This is a genomic window from Halorubrum sp. SP9 (genome assembly GCF_005435015.1).
In the GTDB taxonomy this organism is placed as follows: domain Archaea; phylum Halobacteriota; class Halobacteria; order Halobacteriales; family Haloferacaceae; genus Halorubrum; species Halorubrum sodomense.
In genome coordinates this window covers 1-15,412 of record NZ_SGXU01000002.1, presented here as the reverse complement: position 1 = coordinate 15,412, position 15,412 = coordinate 1, and the positions used below count along the sequence as shown (strand labels likewise).

The following is a 15,412-nucleotide window of genomic DNA, read 5'->3' as shown; positions in this document are numbered from 1 at the left end:
AGCGACGGCGCGCGGGCGGCCGAAAGCGCCAATACGGGCCGACCGCAACCTCGGCACATGAGAGAGCCGACCGAAGCCGGTCCGGACGCGGCGGCGGGGCGCGGCCGCGCTGCGCTCGTCGAGGGCGGCGTCGAGTTCGACGACCGCGACGCCGCCCTGCTGCGCGCGGTCGACGCGACGGGGTCGGTCGCCGGCGCGGCCTCGGACCTCGGTCGTTCCCGCTCCCGCGCCCTCTCCCGGATCGAGACGCTGGAGGGCGCCTACGGGACCCTCGTCGAGCGTCGGCGGGGCGGCGAGGGCGGCGGCGGAAGCCGGCTCGCCGCGTCGGGCCGGTCCCTGCTCGACCGCTACGACCGGCTCCAGGCGGTCCTCGCGGCGACCGCGGCGGTGCCGGAGACGGTCCTCGACGGCACCGTTACGGCCGTCGACGGCGAACTCGCGGTCGTCGACACCGCCGTCGGAGAGCTGTCCGGACTCCACGGCGGGGACGGGGACGGCGCGGACGGAGGCGCCGAGAGCGGCGGGAGCGGCGGGATAGCCGCCGGCGACGCGGTTCAGGTCCGGATCGGCGCCGACGCGGTCACCGTCAACGACGCGGCCACCGCGGTCGACCCGGACGCGACGAGCGCGCGGAACCGCCTCGACGGGCGAGTCTCGCGTATCGATCCCGGCGAGACGGTGTCGACGGTACGGATCGCGGTCGGGGCGGCGGAGGGCTCGGACGACGCGCCCGACCCCGACACCGAAGTCGTCGCGCTGATCACCGCGGAGAGCGTCGACCGGCTCGATCTCGCCCCCGACGACCCGGTCTCGATCCGGTGGAAGGCGACCGCGACGCGGCTGGTCGCGCTCGCGGAGTGACGCGGCCCGCGGAGACGCCCCGAGTCGCCGCGCCGTGGCAATCGCTCCCGCGCAAGCGAACGGTTTTTGCGTCGACCGACGGGAGGGGTGGTATGGACGAGGACACCCCAGAGGGGACGGCGACGGGCGACGACGGACGCGAGTCCGCCGGCGCCCGCGGGCCGTCGACGCCTCTCCGGACCGACGGCGGGACCGAGCGCGCGGACGAGCCGGCCGAGGACGTCGCGCTCGACCCGTGGGGCTCGGCGTCGGTCGGGGACTACGCGGACCTCTTCGCGGAGTTCGGCATCGAGGCGTTCGACGAGGTCGCCGACGACGTGCCGGACCCGCATTACCTGATGCGTCGGGGCGTCATCTTCGGGCACCGCGAGTACGACGCGGTCGCGGAGGCGATGGCGAACGACGAGCCGTTCGCGGCGCTGTCGGGATTCATGCCCACCGGCGACCCGCACATCGGTCACAAGCTCGTGTTCGACGAGATCATCTGGCACCAACGGCAGGGCGGCGACGCGTTCGGACTGATCGCCGACCTCGAGGCCCACTCGGCGCGCGGCATGTCGTGGGACGAGATCGACGAACACGCCCGTAACTACCTCCTCTCGCTGCTCGCGCTCGGCTTCGACGCCGAGGAGGGCGAGCTGTACCGCCAGTCCGACAACCGCGCGGTACAGGACCTCGGCTTCGAGCTCGGCTCCAAGGCGAACTTCTCGGAGTTCGAGGCGATCTACGGCTTCGACGGCGAGACGAACGTCTCTCACATGCAGAGCGTGATCACCCAGACCGCGGACATCCTCTACCCGCAGCTCGTCGACGAACCGAAGCCCACCGTCATCCCGGTCGGGCCCGATCAGGACCCCCACGTTCGGCTCACTCGCGACCTGGCGACCCGGGTGCGCTACTTCAAGGTGACCGAGGCGTTCGCTTCCTTCGAGCTCGACGATGAGGAGCGACAGCTGGTGCGGGCCGCCTACGACGCGCTCGCGGCCGCTGCGGGCGATGCGGCCGCCGCCGGCGCCGAGACCGACGTGCGCTGCGAGGACGCCGCCGAGTGGCTCGTCGACTACGAGCCGCCGGAGAGCGACCGCGAGAGCGTCGACCTCGCGGCCGCGAAGGAGACCGCGCTCGACAAGCTCCGGGCCGGCGGGAAAGAGCCGCTCCGCCCCCGCGTGCGCTTCTTCGACCGCAACGCGACCGACGAGGCGTTCGAGGCGCTGATCGAGGCGGTCGACGGCGAAAAGCGCGTCTTCGAGGGCCACGTCGACGCGTTCGACCTCGCTCGCGACGAGGCCGAGTCGATCGCCCGGGAGGTCGAGATCGACCACGACGGGTTCGGCTTCCGGCAGCCATCCTCGATCTACCACCGGTTCATGACCGGGCTCACCGGCGGGAAGATGTCCTCCTCTATCCCCGCCAGCCATATCTCCCTGCTCGACGACCCGGAGGACGGCTACGACAAGGTGAAGGCCGCCACAACGGGGGGCCGCGACACCGCCGAGAAGCAGCGGGAACTCGGCGGCGAGGCCGACGAGTGCCCCGTCTACGAGCTGTACGCCTACCTGCTCGCGGGCGACGACGACGAGCTCACCAAGACCGTCTACTCCGAGTGCGTCAACGGCGAGCGCCTCTGTGGCGGCTGTAAGGAGCAGGCCGCGGAGCTCATGCGCGAGTTCCTCGAAGACCACCAGGAGAAGCGCGAGGAGGCCGAGGAACTGCTCGACGACCTCGACATCGACCTCGACTCCGACCGGCGCGGCACCGGCGGCGAGCACTGAGGCGTTTCGTGGCCGGGTCGCAGGCCGATTTCACACGTCATTTATAAATGAACAGTGCGGTGGCGCGTGCCCGTGAGCGGCCGCCATCGGCGGCCGCGAACGGCACCGCGCGAGGGAGTCAGTCGCCCGAAGCGGAGCGAGGGCGACTGACGAGGCTGGGGAGGCGTGAGGCGCTGTGCGGTGCGGGGCGGGACTCAAAGGGGCAGCCGCGAGGGCGCAGTAGGCGACGTAAGCACCGCAGGGAGCGAACGAAGTGAGCGACCGAGGAGCACAACGAGCGTACTGCGCCCTCGCGGCTGGGGCTTTGGAGGTGTCCGCCGCGGATCTACTGTCGGTTGTTTATAAGTAAGCGACTGGGGCTTTGAAGCCGTTCTCCGCCGATCCGCAACCAATATTTATAAGTACCAGCGATCGACCTACAGCTCGCTTTTCACGTACGCGCCCAGCAGCCCGCCGAGCGCGCTCAGTACCACGGAGTACGCGACGCCGCCCAACACGATGAGAGCCGCGACGACGACGATCCCCCCGGTCGCGAGGCCGACTTCGAGCGGGAACCCGAAGACGCCCAGGAACGGAAGGATCACCAGCGCGAGCAGCAGCAGCCCGACGATCGGGATCGCGGCGATCGCGCCGGAGAGCGCGCCGACTCGGAGCCCGTCGTCGCCGTTCAAGTACCCGGCGACCGCGCCGCCGAGGAGGGGTGAGACGCCGGTGAACGAGAGGACGGCCGACGCGATCGCGCCGACCACCGCGTTGAGGAGGGTGTTCTCGGTGTCCATGCGCGGTCAGACTCCCGGCGGCGGCATACGTTTTGCGAAGACCGGCGGCGGGGTCGGCTCGCGCCCGGCACGACCGACCGCCGAGCGAGGCGATAGTTTATGGGGCGGGCGCCACCTCTCACGGGTATGAGCGAGGAGGAGACGATCCACGTCGCGGACGCCAGCGAGGGGATCGGCGGCGACGCGACGGCGGACCCCGGCTCCCCGGTCGAGCTCCCGGTCGTCGACGTGCTCACCGGCCGATCGTTTATCACGGGAAAAAGCGGGTCCGGGAAGAGTAACACCGCGTCCGTCGTCATCGAGAACCTGCTCGACAGCGGATTTCCGGTTCTCATCGTGGATACAGACGGCGAATATTATGGTTTAAAAGAGGAGTACGAGATCCTCCACGCCGGCGCCGACGAGGAGTGCGACATCGTCGTCTCTCCCGAACACGCGGAGAAGCTCGCGAACCTCGCCTTAGAGCAGAACGTCCCGATCATCTTGGACGTCTCCGGCTACCTCGAAGAGGAGACGGCGAACGAGCTGCTCTTAGAGGTCGTCAAGCAGCTGTTCGCGAAGGAGAAGCGGATGAAGAAGCCGTTCCTGCTCGTCATCGAGGAGTGCCACGAGTACATCCCCGAGGGCGGCGGGATGGACGAGACGGGCAAGATGCTGATCAAGGTGGGCAAGCGCGGCCGGAAACACGGGCTCGGCATCGTCGGGATCAGCCAGCGCCCCGCGGACGTCAAGAAGGACTTCATCACCCAGTGCGACTGGCTCTGCTGGCACCGGCTCACCTGGGACAACGACACGAAGGTGGTGGGGCGCATCCTCGGCTCGAAGTACGCGAGCGCGGTCGAGGACCTTGGCGACGGCGAGGCGTTCCTGATGACCGACTGGGACGAGTCGATCCGCCGGATCCAGTTCCACCGTAAGGAGACGTTCGACGCGGGCGCGACGCCCGGGCTCGACGACTTCGAGCGCCCCGAGCTGAAGTCGGTTTCCAGCGACCTCGTGGGCGAGCTCCAGTCCATCTCCGACGAGGAGGAGCGTCGCGAGTCCGAGATCGCCGACCTCAGACAGGAGTTAGAGAGGAAAGACCAGCGGATCGCCGACCTCGAACGCGAGCTGGAGGAGGCGAAGGACCTGAGCAACATGGCCGACCAGTTCGCGCAGGCGCTCCTCGGCAAGGCCGAGGCGCCCTACCGCAGCGGCGGCGGGCCCTCCTCGACGGGCGCCGAGCGACCCGACGCCGCCCGCGACGCCGACGACGCCGCCGACCAGTCCGTTCTCAAGTCGTACGACGAGGCGGTCGCCGCGACCGAAGCGACCGAGGGGAACGCGGGCGAAGCGGACTCCGGAACCGCGACCGAACCGGACGCCCCGGCCGCCGACGGCGGCGACGAGATCGACGCGGACGCCGACGCCGCGGGCGCGGACACCGCGGACACCGCGGACGCCAACGCTGCGGACGCTCCGAGCGCCGATCCCGCGACCGAGGGGGAGGCGGGCCCGCCGGACGACGTCGACCCCGTCACCCGCGACGACGTGGCCGAGAGCGCGCTCCGGTTCGACGACGCGATCGAGCTCGGAACTCGGGAGGCGGTGATCGAGGAGCTCCGCTCGCGCATCGAGGCGCTCCCGGAGCTCTCGCGCGGGATGCTCCGCCACTACCGCCGCGAGGGCGCCAGCGACCCCGTCGCGGCCCACATCGACGCCGGCGGCGACGGCGACTCCGGCCACGCCTACAGCCGTCACCGACCCGTCCGGCGCGCGGGACTCATCCGCCACGCCGGTCGCGGCCACTACGCCTACGCGGTCCCGGACCTCGTCCGCGAGGCGTACGCCGACCGGCTCGACGAGGCGCAGGTCGACGAGATCGTCCGCGCCGTCGAGAGCGTCTTCGTCCCGCCCGCCGAACTGAGCTACCCGGCGGACGCCGACCCGTCCGAAGTCGACGACGTGGAAGTCACCGGGGACGGCGACGGGGCCACCTTCGCTGACGCCGACGGCGCGGTCACCGGCGACGAGGAAGCCCCCGCCGACCGCGACGGAACCGCGACGGACGTCGAGGCCGGTGAGACCGACGAAGCCGACGGCACCGAGACGCCGACCGACGCCGGGCTGAGCGACGCCGCCCGTCGGTTCGCCGAGCGCTCGGACCGCTGAGTTCGACCCGGGACCAGCGGCGCTACCGTCTCCCGGCCTCGCCGGTCAGAACGGTAGCGAGAGGTGGTCGCTCGGCACCGCGTTGCGCGCGGTCACCTGCGGGTCGACCACCTGGCTGATCTCCAGGCCGCCGACGAGGCTCGAAAAGAGGTACGCCTCGGTGCGCGAGAAGCCGTGGTGGTGCGTCAGTAGGTCCAGCATGTCGCCGTTCGCCAGCTCGACCGCCTCCTCCATCGTCTCGGCGCTCGCGAGCGTCTTCACCGCGTCGCCGGTGTCGAGGAGGGGCCGGTCCGGCGAGACGGCCGGATCCTCGATCACCGAGAGCGTCACGTCGATCTCGGTGGCTATCTCGGCGCCGGTCCCGCACATCTCGCCGTCGGCCATCGCGGCCTTCGCGTCGCCCATCGCCAGCATCGCGCCCGACTGAAAGACCGGGAAGTAGACGGTCGTCCCGCCGGTCACGTCGGTCGTGTCGAGGTTTCCCCCGTGGTCGTCGGGCGTAAGCGTCGAGACCGTCTCCCCGTCCGTTGCCACGCCGATCGTCCCGATCACGGGCTCGATCGGGACGTCGATCCCCTCGAAGTCGATCGTGCCCGCCGCGTCGCCGCCGCTGCCGTCGGCTCCGCCGCCCTCGACCTCGGTGATCCGCGTCGCGGGGTGGTCGATATCGGGGTCGTCCTGAAGGAGGCCGAACCCGGGCGCGGTGAGCACGCGGCCGCGGTCTTCGGCGACGCGCACGTCCTCGATCTCCACCGCGAGGACGTCGCCGGGGCTCGCGCCCGCGACGGCGATCGGACCGGTGGCGGCGTTTACCTCTTCCGGGATCGCGTCGAGCAGGTCGCCTTCCTCTCGAATCTCGCTGTTCAGGCTATCGACCGTCTCGATCGTCAGCGACTCGCCGTCGGCGGCCTCGTAGACGGGATCCATCTCCGGACCGAACTCGTACACGTGGCCGTCGCGATGTGAGACGACTTCTCGTGTCATCGGCTCCCGCTCCGCGCCCCGAGAGCAAAAATCCCCGCGGCGGGTCCTCGCGGAAGCGATCGCAGAGTCGCCCGATTGGGAACTCGGCACAATACGAATCGAACGCCGACGAGATCCGATCTCGGCTCGTCCGTGTCGCGCTCGTCGAGTGGCGACGGTGTCGGCTCGCGTTTCGGATCAGCTCTCGGGGGCGGCGCGCTCGGGGCGGTCGTACTTCTCCTCGAACTCTCCGATGAGCCGGCCCATCTTCGCGTACCAGTCGTTGAGCATGCGCTGCATGTCGTCGGCGATCTGCGACGGGTCCGTCGGACTGTACACGTGATAGTACCCGCCCTGCTCGTAGTTGATCTGCTCTTTCTGGATGAAGCCGGCCTTCAGGAGCCGTTGGACCGCGCGGTAGGCGGTCGAGCGCTCGCGGTCGACGCGCTCGGCGACCTCGTCTATCGTGAGCGACTCCTCCGCCGAGACCAGCGTCCGGTAGCAGTCCTTGTCCAACTGCTTCAGGCCGTGGAAACACTCGAGTAACCCCTCGCACTCCATGTCCCGCTGGAGCTGTTCGGACATCGAATCGGGCATTTTACGCGAGAAAAGAGGCTCTCCGTCGATAAAAGTGTTGTGTGTAAAAAGCACAATTCCACGGATTCGGCCGGGCGGACGGTCGTCGACCGCGACGCCGTCGACGGAAGCCGGGCCGAAACGGGGTCGCTACTCCTCGTCGGCGTCAGCGTCGTCGGCGTCAGCGTCGTCGGCGTCCGCTTCGTCGTCGTCGGCGTCGAGACCCGCCGCCTCGAACGCGGCCTCGACCTCCTCGACCGGGACCGTCCGGAAGCCGTCGGCCTCCGTCACGGTCGCGACCGCGAGGTCCGAGGGCTCGAACTCGTCGTCGTGGGCGGCCAGCGCCGCGACGGCGAGTTCGATGCCGGCCTCGAGCGAGAGGTCGTCGCTCCACTCCTCCTCGAGGTGGCCTTGGATCTCCTGGCGGCCGCCGCCGATGACGGTCGCCTTCCACTCGTTGGGGGTGCCCGAGGGGTCGGCGGCGAACAGGCGCGGCTCGCCGTCGTCGATGCCGCCGATGAGGAGGGCGGCGCCGTACGGCCGGGTACCGCCGCGCTGAGTGTTCTCCTGGATGTGGTCGGTGACGAACTTCGTCAGCGTCTCGACGCCGACGGGCTCGCCGTATCGGAGGCGGTTCCCCTGCGACTGGCGGCGTGCGAGGTCGATCAGCTGGCGGGCGTCGGCGACGTGGCCCGCGCTCGCGGTGCCGACGTGGTCGTCGAGCTTGTGGAGCTTCTCGATGCTCTCGGCCTCCATCAGCGACGAGGAGGGGCGGGACATCGCGACGAAGACGACGCCGTCGGTCGTCCGGACGCCGACGCTCGGCGCGCCGCGAGAGACCGCCTCCCGGGCGTACTCCACCTGGTAGATTCGACCGTCCGGCGAGAACAGCGACGTGCCGCGGTCGTACGCCTGCTGGTCGTTGTTCCCCATCATCGTCGATCACCCGCTCGCGCGGTGTCGCGCTCGCTCATTACCGCTCCTTACGCCGCGGCGTTGAAAAAGCATCCGTAACCGGTACGTCTCGGAGCCTCCGCAACCCCGGGTCCGGCGGCCCGCCGGTCGCCGGAACGGTCCTTCCGGAGAATCACCTCGCGTCCGTCGCTAAGCGGCGACGCGGCCCCCGGTTCCGCCGGCGACGGATATATCCACGCACGTCGCGTAACGCGCATGACATTGACGCTCACACGAACCACAGCCGCGCTGTTGGCCGCGCTGACGATCCTGTCGGCCGTCGGCGGGGCGTTCGCGGTCGGCGGGGCGGCGGCGGTACCGGACGCGCGGATCACCGTCGGGGAGATCGACGTGTCCCCGAACCCTCCGACCGCCGGCGAGCGGACGGCGCTGAACGTCACCGTCTCGAACTCCGGGGGAAGCGACGCGGCGGCGAACGTCACCGCGGTGCGCGTCCGCGACGCCGACGGAGACGTGCTCGACAGCGTCTCGGGCGTCGGCGCCCTCTCCGCCGGCGACTCGCTCGACGCGACGCTCTGGACGACGTTCGCGGAGCCGGGTGAGAAGCGGCTCACCGTCGAGGCCGTCGCGAACCAGTCGACCAGCGGCGAGTTCGTCACCGTCACCCGCGACACCGTGATCGAGGTGCGGCCGATCGAGGTTGCGCTCGACCTCCGGACCCGCGCGCTCGACCCCGAGGACCTCCGGAGCGACGACGGGAGCCAGGGCGCGGCCGCCGACCTCGGCGTCGGCGGCATCCAGGGCATCTTCGGCGGTGGCGGCGGCCTCGACGCGAGCACCGACGGGCGGCAGGGCGAGGCGTCGCCGCCGGTCCCCGACTCGCCCGTCGAGGTGACCGTGGTCAACACGGGCACGACGACCGCCGATCGCGTCAGCCTCCGCGCCGTCGGGACCGCGGTCGACGGCGGCGGAACCGGCACCCCGGGCGACGCCGGCGCCGGAGGCGAGGGTGACGAGACCGTCTCCGCCGGCCCGTTCGTCGTCGGGGACGTGGCGCCCGGCGAGGAGCGGCAGGTGATCGTCGACCTCGGGCCGCTCGACCGGCGCTCGGAAGTGACGGTCACCGCGACCTTCCGCGCCGACACCGACGCGCGCGACGACCGCGGGGCCGACCGCACCGCGGTGTCGACGGTGACGTACCCGGTCCGCGAGGCGACGCCGACCGTGACCGACGCGACGGTCCGCGATGGGGAGGACGGCGCGGTCGTCGTCGACGCCAACCTCGGTAACGCGGGCAGCGGGGAGATGACGGGGGCGGTCGTCTCGGTCGGCGACGCGCCCGGCGTCGAGCCGACTCCAGCCGGCGGCGAGTACTTCGTCGGGACGCTCGGCGCCGGCGACTTCGTCGGCTTCGAGCTCGAACCGACGGTGAACGCCTCGGTGGCCGAGGAGATCCCGATCCGCGTCACCTACACCGAGCGCGGCGTCCGGTACACGGAGACCCTGCCGGTAGCGGCGCCGGAGCCGGCCGACGAGACCGATACCGGCGGCGCGCTCGGCCGGATCGGCGTCGGCGGCGTGGGATCCGCGGGCGCCGTCGCGGGCGGTCTCGCGCTCGTCGGTCTCGCCGGCGCTGTCGGCGCCGCGGTCAGGAGCGGACGTATCGGCGGCTCGACGGGACGACGAGACGGGTCGGCGCCGTGAGCGGGGACTCCGCGGACGGACGGACGAGCGACGCCGACGCTTCCCCGAACGATCGTGTCGACGTTCCCCCGAACGATCGTGCCGCCCGCGACGCCCCCGTGCGCGACGACTACGGCGTCGCGCTCCGGGGCGTGGTCAAGCGGTACCCGAGCGGGGGCGGCGAACCGGTCGTCGCGCTCGACGACGTCGACTTCGCGGTCAGGCCCGGCGAGTTCGTCGCGGTCGTCGGCCCCAGCGGCTCCGGGAAGTCGACGCTGTTGAACGTCCTCGGGCTGCTCGACGACCCGACCGCGGGACGGCGACTCCTCGACGGCACCGACGTCACGAGCCTCTCGGTGGCCGAGCGCACGCTGGCGCGCAAGGAGTCGATCGGCTTCGTCTTTCAGGACTTCCACCTGCTGCCGACGCTGACCGCCGTCGAGAACGTCGCGATGCCGACCGCGTTCGACCCCGGCGACGCGAGCGACCGAGCCGCCGACCTGCTCTCCCGGTTCGGGCTGGGCGACCGGCTCGGCCACGAGCCGAGCGAGCTCTCCGGCGGTCAAAAGCAGCGCGTCGCCATCGCCCGTGCGCTGATCAACGAACCCGCCGTGCTGCTCGCGGACGAGCCGACGGGGAACCTCGACACCGACACGGGGAAGTCGATCCTCGCGGAGTTCGAGCGCGTCAAGGCCGAGGGCGTCGCCGTCGTCGCGGTCACGCACGACCCGCTCGTCGAGGAGTACGCCGACCGCGTCGTCGACCTCACCGACGGGGTGTTGACGGGCGGGCTTCCGGACGACGGGGGATCGGGGGTCGACGACGAGACGGAAGCCGGCGACGGTGCGGAAGCCGGCGACGGGGCGGAAGCCGACGACGGGGCGGAAGCCGACGACGAGGCGGACCCCGCGAGTAACCGGACCGACTGGGGTGGCAGATGAGCGGTGAGAACCGATGAGCGGCGGTGAGCCATGACCGACGGGAGTCGGAACGCGAACGGTCTCTCCGGTTGGCTCCGGGGGTGGCGCCCCGCGGTGTCGATGGCGTCGCGGAACCTCCGGCGAAATCGGGTGCGGACCGTGCTGGCGGTGTTGGGCGTCTGTATCGGCGTGCTCGCGGTCGCGGCGCTCGGCATTTTCGGGAACGTCCTGGCGCTTGGCGCCGACGACGCCATCGGCGACATCGGCACGCAGGTCGTCGTCTCCCCGAACACGGACGCCGGCGTCGAGTCGCTGTCGGACGCGGACGTCGCGTCGATCCGACGGGCGGTCGGCGAGCCCGCGGTGATCCCGCTGTACTCCGACAGCGCCACGGTCGCGCGGCAGGGCGATCAGACGTTCGCGACGGTGTACGGGATCGAGGAGCCCGCGCTCGCGTACGAGGCCGCCGAGGGTCGGCTCCCGGAACGGCACCGACGGGGCGCGATCCTCGGCGCGGGCATCGCCGAGGACCTCGGCGCCGGCGCGGGCGACACCGTCGAGATCGCGGGCTCGCAGGTGCGGGTGATCGCGGTGTTGGTCGAGAGCCAGACGTTCAGTCCGGTGGCGCCCGACGACGCGGTCTTCCTGCCGGAGTCGGCGTTCTCGGCCGACGGCTACGCGCAGGCGCTCGTCGTCGCCGACTCGGGCGCCGAGGCTCGGGCGGCCGCGGACGCGATCCGCGAGGCGGTGAACGCCCGCGAAAAGCGGGTGGACCTGTTCGAGTTGGCCGCCCTCGTCGACGAGATCAACGAGTTCTTCGACCTCCTCTCGACGTTCCTGCTCGGCCTGGGCGCCATCTCGCTGGTCGTCGCGGGCGTCTCGATCCTCAACGTCATGCTGATGAGCACCGTCGAGCGCCGGCAGGAGATCGGCGTGATGCGCGCCGTGGGGGTCGCGCGCCGCGACGTGTTGCGCGTCCTGCTCGCGGAGGCCGGGCTCATCGGTGCGGCCGGCGCCGCGGCCGGCACCCTGCTCACGGTCCTGCTCGTCGCCGGCCTCGTCGCCGCGACGCCCGCGGTCGACGCCGCGCTCGTGCTCGACCCGACGAACGGGTACTACCTCCTGCTCGCGCTCGGCTTCGGCGTCGGCGTCGGGATCGTCAGCGGCGCGTACCCGGCGTGGAAGGCGGCCAACGAGCGGCCGGTCGAGGCGCTGCGGAATTGAGCCGAGACCGACCGAGAGATCCACGCCTTCGCTCGACTCGTCAACCGAACGGCGCGCCGGCGAGCGCCCGCGGGGCGCGAGCCGACCGCGAGGGAGTCAGTCGCCCGAAGCGGAGCGAGGGCGACTGACAGGGCGAGAGCGAAGCTCTCGCTTGCAGCCGGACGTAGTCCGGCGACGAGGCCGGGGAGGCGTGCGGTGCTGTGCGGGGCGGTGCGGTGAGGGGCGGGGCGGGGCTCAAAGGGGCAGTCGCGAGGACGAAGACGGGCGACGCAAGGACCGCAGGAGCGAACGAAGCGAGCGACGAGGACCGCAGCGAGCCCATCGAGTCCTCGCGACTGGGGCTTTGGAAGCGTTCCCCGTCGAGACTCGACTGATCATGGCCCCAGATCGACTTCTGCGTGCGGCGGGACGACCGACGACCACGGCCCTCCGAGACGTCCGCACGTCACCGCATCTCATCGGCGACGCCCCGGCGAGAGGACTGCTCGCGCTGGGAGTCGTCGGCCTCCCCCTGCTCGCCTCTCTCGGATTCGCGTTCGGGCTGAACACCGGAATCTCCCTGTGGTAGATCGCGCTGGCGCTCGGGATCGCCGTCGCGGCGGGGGATCGCGAGTGCGGGCGTCGTCCCGACCGTCGGCTCGCTGTGGCTCGTCGGCTGCTGGTGGTTCGCGTTCCTCCGCTCGTCGGTTATATCACGGGTAACTGGACGGGCGCGGGCCGGTACACGTATCCGCGAATGCTGGGATACGGGTACCAATCCGCGCGTAGGGAGCTGCTCGGCGGAATCGAACTCGGCGTCAGACTCGGGCTGCAGTTCGCGGTCGTCGCCGGGCTCGCCGGGTACCCGGTTGGGATGGCTATCGGTCGACTTTCGACGCATACAAACGAATCTCGATAGGCGCAGCCGCCCGCTTATAAACAGTTGACTCTGGATCGACGGCGAACACTTCCGAAGCCCCAGCCGGGAGGGCGGCGCACGCTCGCTGTCGTTCGAGACGCCGAGGGCGTCTCGTGGTGACGAGAGAGCGAAGCTCTCTCGAACCACGCTCCTCGTCGCTCGTTTCACTCGCTCCTGCGGTGCTTACGTCGTCATCAGAACGCTTCGCGTTCTGATTGGCTCACGAGAGCTTCGCTCTCGTGAACGCCTGCGCCGCCCTCCCGGCTGCCCCTTTGAGTCCCGCCCCGCGCCGCACAGCAACCGCACCTCACACCTCCCCAGCCTCGTCGCCGGCGGCGACGCCGCCGGCTGCCAGAGGCGCGTCGCGCCTCGCTGCCGCTCGCTCCCTCCGGTCGCTCGCGGCGTCCCCCGCGCGTGCGACTCGCAGCCTGATGGCTGCTCGTCGGCACGCGCCACCGCAGTTTTAATTGAAAAAAATCGCCGCCCTGCCGAAGACGCCTCTCTAAACGCCGCGGCCCTGGAGCTTCTCTTCCTCCTTCATGTCCTCGTTGGACTGGCCCTTCATCCCCTTCCCGGTGCCGCTCGCGATCCGGGCGAGCTCGTCGGGGTCGTCCCAGTTGTTGACGGCCTCGACGATGGCGGTGCCCATCGCCTCGGGGTCCTCCGCGCCGAAAATGCCGGATCCGACGAAGATGCCGTCGCAGCCGTGGTACATCATCAGGGCGGCGTCCGCGGGCGTCGCGATGCCGCCGGCCGCGAAGTTGACGACCGGGAGCCGGCCGGCCTCGGCCGTCTCGTGGACGAGGTCGCGCGGGGCGCCGTGTTCTCGGGCCCACTTCTCGCGCTCCTCGTAGTTGAGGCCGCTGAGCGTGCGGATCTGGTTTTTGATGGTGCGCTGGTGTTTGACCGCCTGGTTCACGTCGCCGGTGCCGGCCTCGCCCTTCGTCCGGATCATCGCCGCGCCTTCGCGGACCCGGCGGAGCGCCTCTGGGAGGTTGCGCGCGCCGCAGACGAACGGGGAGGTGAAGTCGCGCTTGTCGGTGTGGTACTCGTCGTCGGCGGGCGTCAGCACCTCGGACTCGTCGATCATGTCGACGCCGAGCGACTCCAGGATCTCCGCCTCCTTGCGGTGGCCGATCCGCGATTTGCCCATCACCGGGATCGACACCTCGTCGATGATCTCCGGGACGCGCTCGGGGTCGGGCATCCGCGCGACGCCGCCGCGCTTTCGGATGTCCGCCGGGACGTGTTCGAGGACCATCACCGCGACCGCGCCGGCGTCCTCCGCGATGCGGGCCTGTTCGCGGTTGACGACGTCCATGATCACGCCGCCCTTCTGCATCCGCGCGAAGCCGCGCTTGACCAGCTCGGTCCCCCGCTTCAGCTCCTCCAGATCCGTTGCCTCTGGCATGGATACAGGTTGGGTCGCCGGCCACTTAACGGGTCGCTTTCGGGCGGATGGACCGGCCGAAACGCGCGTTCGCGGCCCGTCCAATCACCGCGCGTGGGACCCGTCCGATCACGGCGGGCCGGGCCGGACGGCTCGCCGCGCACGGTGCCCGATCGATCGCCGCGTGCCTCGCCACCGCAACCGCGAAGTCCCTCCCCGTTCAAAGCCCGTCCGTGACCACCGGAGCCATCCTCGCCGGCGGGCGCTCGACGCGCTTCGGCGACGCCGACAAGGCGGTCGCCGAGCTCGCCGGCGTGCCGATGATCCGCCGGGTCGCGGACCGGCTCGCCGGAGCGGACGACCCGGTCCCGCCCGGCGCCGACCGCGCGGCCGGCGGCGACCCGGTCGTCGACGAGCTCGTCGTCAACTGTCGCCCCGATCAGCGCGAGGCGATCGCCGAGGCGCTGGCCGGGTTCCCGCTCCCCGTCCGCTGGGCGCTCGACGACGAGCCCGACCTCGGGCCGCTGGCCGGGATCCGGAACGCCTGCCGGGCCGCGACCGACCCGTACGCGGTCGTCGTCGCCTGCGACATGCCGTTCGTCGACCCGGGCTTCCTCGACCACCTCCGCGAGGCGGCCGCCGACGCCGAGGCCGCGGTCCCGCGGCTGGAGGACCGCTGGTACCAGACGACGCAGGCAGCGTACGCGACTGGCCCCGCCGCGGCCGCCTGCGACCGCGCGCTCAACCGCGGCGAGCGGAAGGTGCTCGCGCTCGTGGACCGAGTCGACGAGGTCGTCGTCGGCGACGAGGCTATCCGGTCGCTGACGACCGAGCGCACCTTCACGAACGTCAACACGCGGGAAGAGCGGGACGACGCCGAGCGGGCGATCGCCGCCGCGGTCGACGCGGAGTGAGCCGTCGCCTCGCCTCTCGGAACCTCGTACGCCTCCGCGCTACTTTTTCAGGACCTCGTACGGCTCCGCGCTATTCCTTGAGGACCTCGTACGCCTCGTTGAGTCGCTTGAACGCCTCCTCGTCGCCGTCCTCGCCGTCCGGGTGGAGCCGCTTCGCGCGCTCTCGGTAGCGCCGCCGGACCGCCTCGCCGTCCGCCGTGCGGTCGAGCCCGAGCGTCTCGTACGCCTCGCGCTCGGTCATCCGGTCGGCGGCGGGCGCCCTGTCGCGGGGGTCGCCCGTTCCGGACGCGCCGGAGCCGAACCGCCCTCCGGCCCCGCGGGCACCGCCGCACGGAACCGCGTGGGTAACAAAGAGGGGCGCCAGAT

At 71.2% G+C, this 15,412-nt stretch carries 14 protein-coding genes; 7 read left to right on the top strand and 7 right to left on the bottom strand.

What is annotated here, in order from left to right:
* Positions 1–57 precede the first annotated feature (57 nt).
* Together EXE45_RS01810 and EXE45_RS01805 are read left to right on the top strand one after the other, a co-directional pair.
* Positions 58–861: a TOBE domain-containing protein gene (locus EXE45_RS01810; protein WP_137693362.1), complete on the top strand. Its 804-nt coding sequence runs from the start codon at positions 58–60 to the stop codon at positions 859–861.
* Between the two features lie 92 nt (positions 862–953).
* Positions 954–2,633 carry a tryptophan--tRNA ligase gene (locus EXE45_RS01805; RefSeq protein ID WP_137693361.1) on the top strand — a complete coding sequence of 560 codons (1,680 nt, stop codon included), beginning with the start codon at positions 954–956 and terminating at the stop codon, positions 2,631–2,633.
* Between the two features lie 416 nt (positions 2,634–3,049).
* Here EXE45_RS01805 and EXE45_RS01800 read toward each other — a convergent pair whose 3' ends face one another.
* The gene (locus tag EXE45_RS01800; protein ID WP_092920154.1) at positions 3,050–3,412 is read right to left on the bottom strand and encodes a DUF5518 domain-containing protein; all 363 of its coding nucleotides are present in this window, start codon (positions 3,410–3,412) and stop codon (positions 3,050–3,052) included.
* A gap of 126 nt (positions 3,413–3,538) precedes the next feature.
* On the opposite strand from EXE45_RS01800, the gene EXE45_RS01795 reads away from it, so the two are divergent.
* A complete protein-coding gene (locus EXE45_RS01795) occupies positions 3,539–5,563 on the top strand; it encodes an ATP-binding protein (protein WP_137693360.1) in 2,025 nt (674 codons plus the stop codon).
* A 45-nt stretch (positions 5,564–5,608) separates the two neighbouring features.
* On the opposite strand, the gene EXE45_RS01790 is transcribed toward EXE45_RS01795, so the two are convergent.
* From EXE45_RS01790 to psmA, 3 genes are all read right to left on the bottom strand, one after another.
* A complete protein-coding gene (locus EXE45_RS01790) occupies positions 5,609–6,547 on the bottom strand; it encodes an acetamidase/formamidase family protein (protein WP_137693359.1) in 939 nt (312 codons plus the stop codon).
* A gap of 177 nt (positions 6,548–6,724) precedes the next feature.
* Positions 6,725–7,123 carry a helix-turn-helix domain-containing protein gene (locus EXE45_RS01785; protein WP_092920157.1) on the bottom strand — a complete coding sequence of 133 codons (399 nt, stop codon included), beginning with the start codon at positions 7,121–7,123 and terminating at the stop codon, positions 6,725–6,727.
* 129 nt (positions 7,124–7,252) lie between these two features.
* Positions 7,253–8,038 (bottom strand): archaeal proteasome endopeptidase complex subunit alpha, encoded by a 786-nt coding sequence (gene psmA / locus EXE45_RS01780; RefSeq protein ID WP_174548981.1) that lies wholly within the window; start codon positions 8,036–8,038, stop codon positions 7,253–7,255.
* Between the two features lie 234 nt (positions 8,039–8,272).
* Between psmA and EXE45_RS01775 the strand changes: the two genes are divergently transcribed.
* The 3 genes from EXE45_RS01775 to EXE45_RS01765 all read left to right on the top strand — a co-directional run bounded on the left by EXE45_RS01775 (position 8,273) and on the right by EXE45_RS01765 (position 11,844).
* Positions 8,273–9,721 carry a CARDB domain-containing protein gene (locus tag EXE45_RS01775; RefSeq protein WP_199233585.1) on the top strand — a complete coding sequence of 483 codons (1,449 nt, stop codon included), beginning with the start codon at positions 8,273–8,275 and terminating at the stop codon, positions 9,719–9,721.
* 98 nt (positions 9,722–9,819) lie between these two features.
* Positions 9,820–10,641: an ABC transporter ATP-binding protein gene (locus EXE45_RS01770; RefSeq protein ID WP_137693465.1), complete on the top strand. Its 822-nt coding sequence runs from the start codon at positions 9,820–9,822 to the stop codon at positions 10,639–10,641.
* A gap of 30 nt (positions 10,642–10,671) precedes the next feature.
* The gene (locus EXE45_RS01765; protein WP_137693358.1) at positions 10,672–11,844 is read left to right on the top strand and encodes an ABC transporter permease; all 1,173 of its coding nucleotides are present in this window, start codon (positions 10,672–10,674) and stop codon (positions 11,842–11,844) included.
* 445 nt (positions 11,845–12,289) lie between these two features.
* Here the strand turns inward: EXE45_RS01765 and EXE45_RS19555 are convergent, their stop codons facing one another.
* Both EXE45_RS19555 and pdxS read right to left on the bottom strand, forming a co-directional pair.
* On the bottom strand, positions 12,290–12,724 hold the full coding sequence (locus tag EXE45_RS19555; protein ID WP_158294248.1) for a hypothetical protein: 435 nt from the start codon (positions 12,722–12,724) through the stop codon (positions 12,290–12,292).
* A 520-nt stretch (positions 12,725–13,244) separates the two neighbouring features.
* Entirely contained in the window at positions 13,245–14,153 is a 909-nt protein-coding gene (gene pdxS / locus EXE45_RS01755) for a pyridoxal 5'-phosphate synthase lyase subunit PdxS (protein WP_092920160.1), read from the bottom strand.
* A gap of 212 nt (positions 14,154–14,365) precedes the next feature.
* Here pdxS and EXE45_RS01750 point away from each other — a divergent pair, with 212 nt between their 5' ends.
* Positions 14,366–15,046, top strand: coding sequence for a molybdenum cofactor guanylyltransferase (locus tag EXE45_RS01750; RefSeq protein WP_092920485.1), 681 nt, complete (start codon positions 14,366–14,368; stop codon positions 15,044–15,046).
* A gap of 70 nt (positions 15,047–15,116) precedes the next feature.
* Here the strand turns inward: EXE45_RS01750 and EXE45_RS01745 are convergent.
* Positions 15,117–15,412: DnaJ domain-containing protein (locus EXE45_RS01745; RefSeq protein ID WP_158294247.1), on the bottom strand; the 296-nt coding region annotated here is incomplete at its 5' end.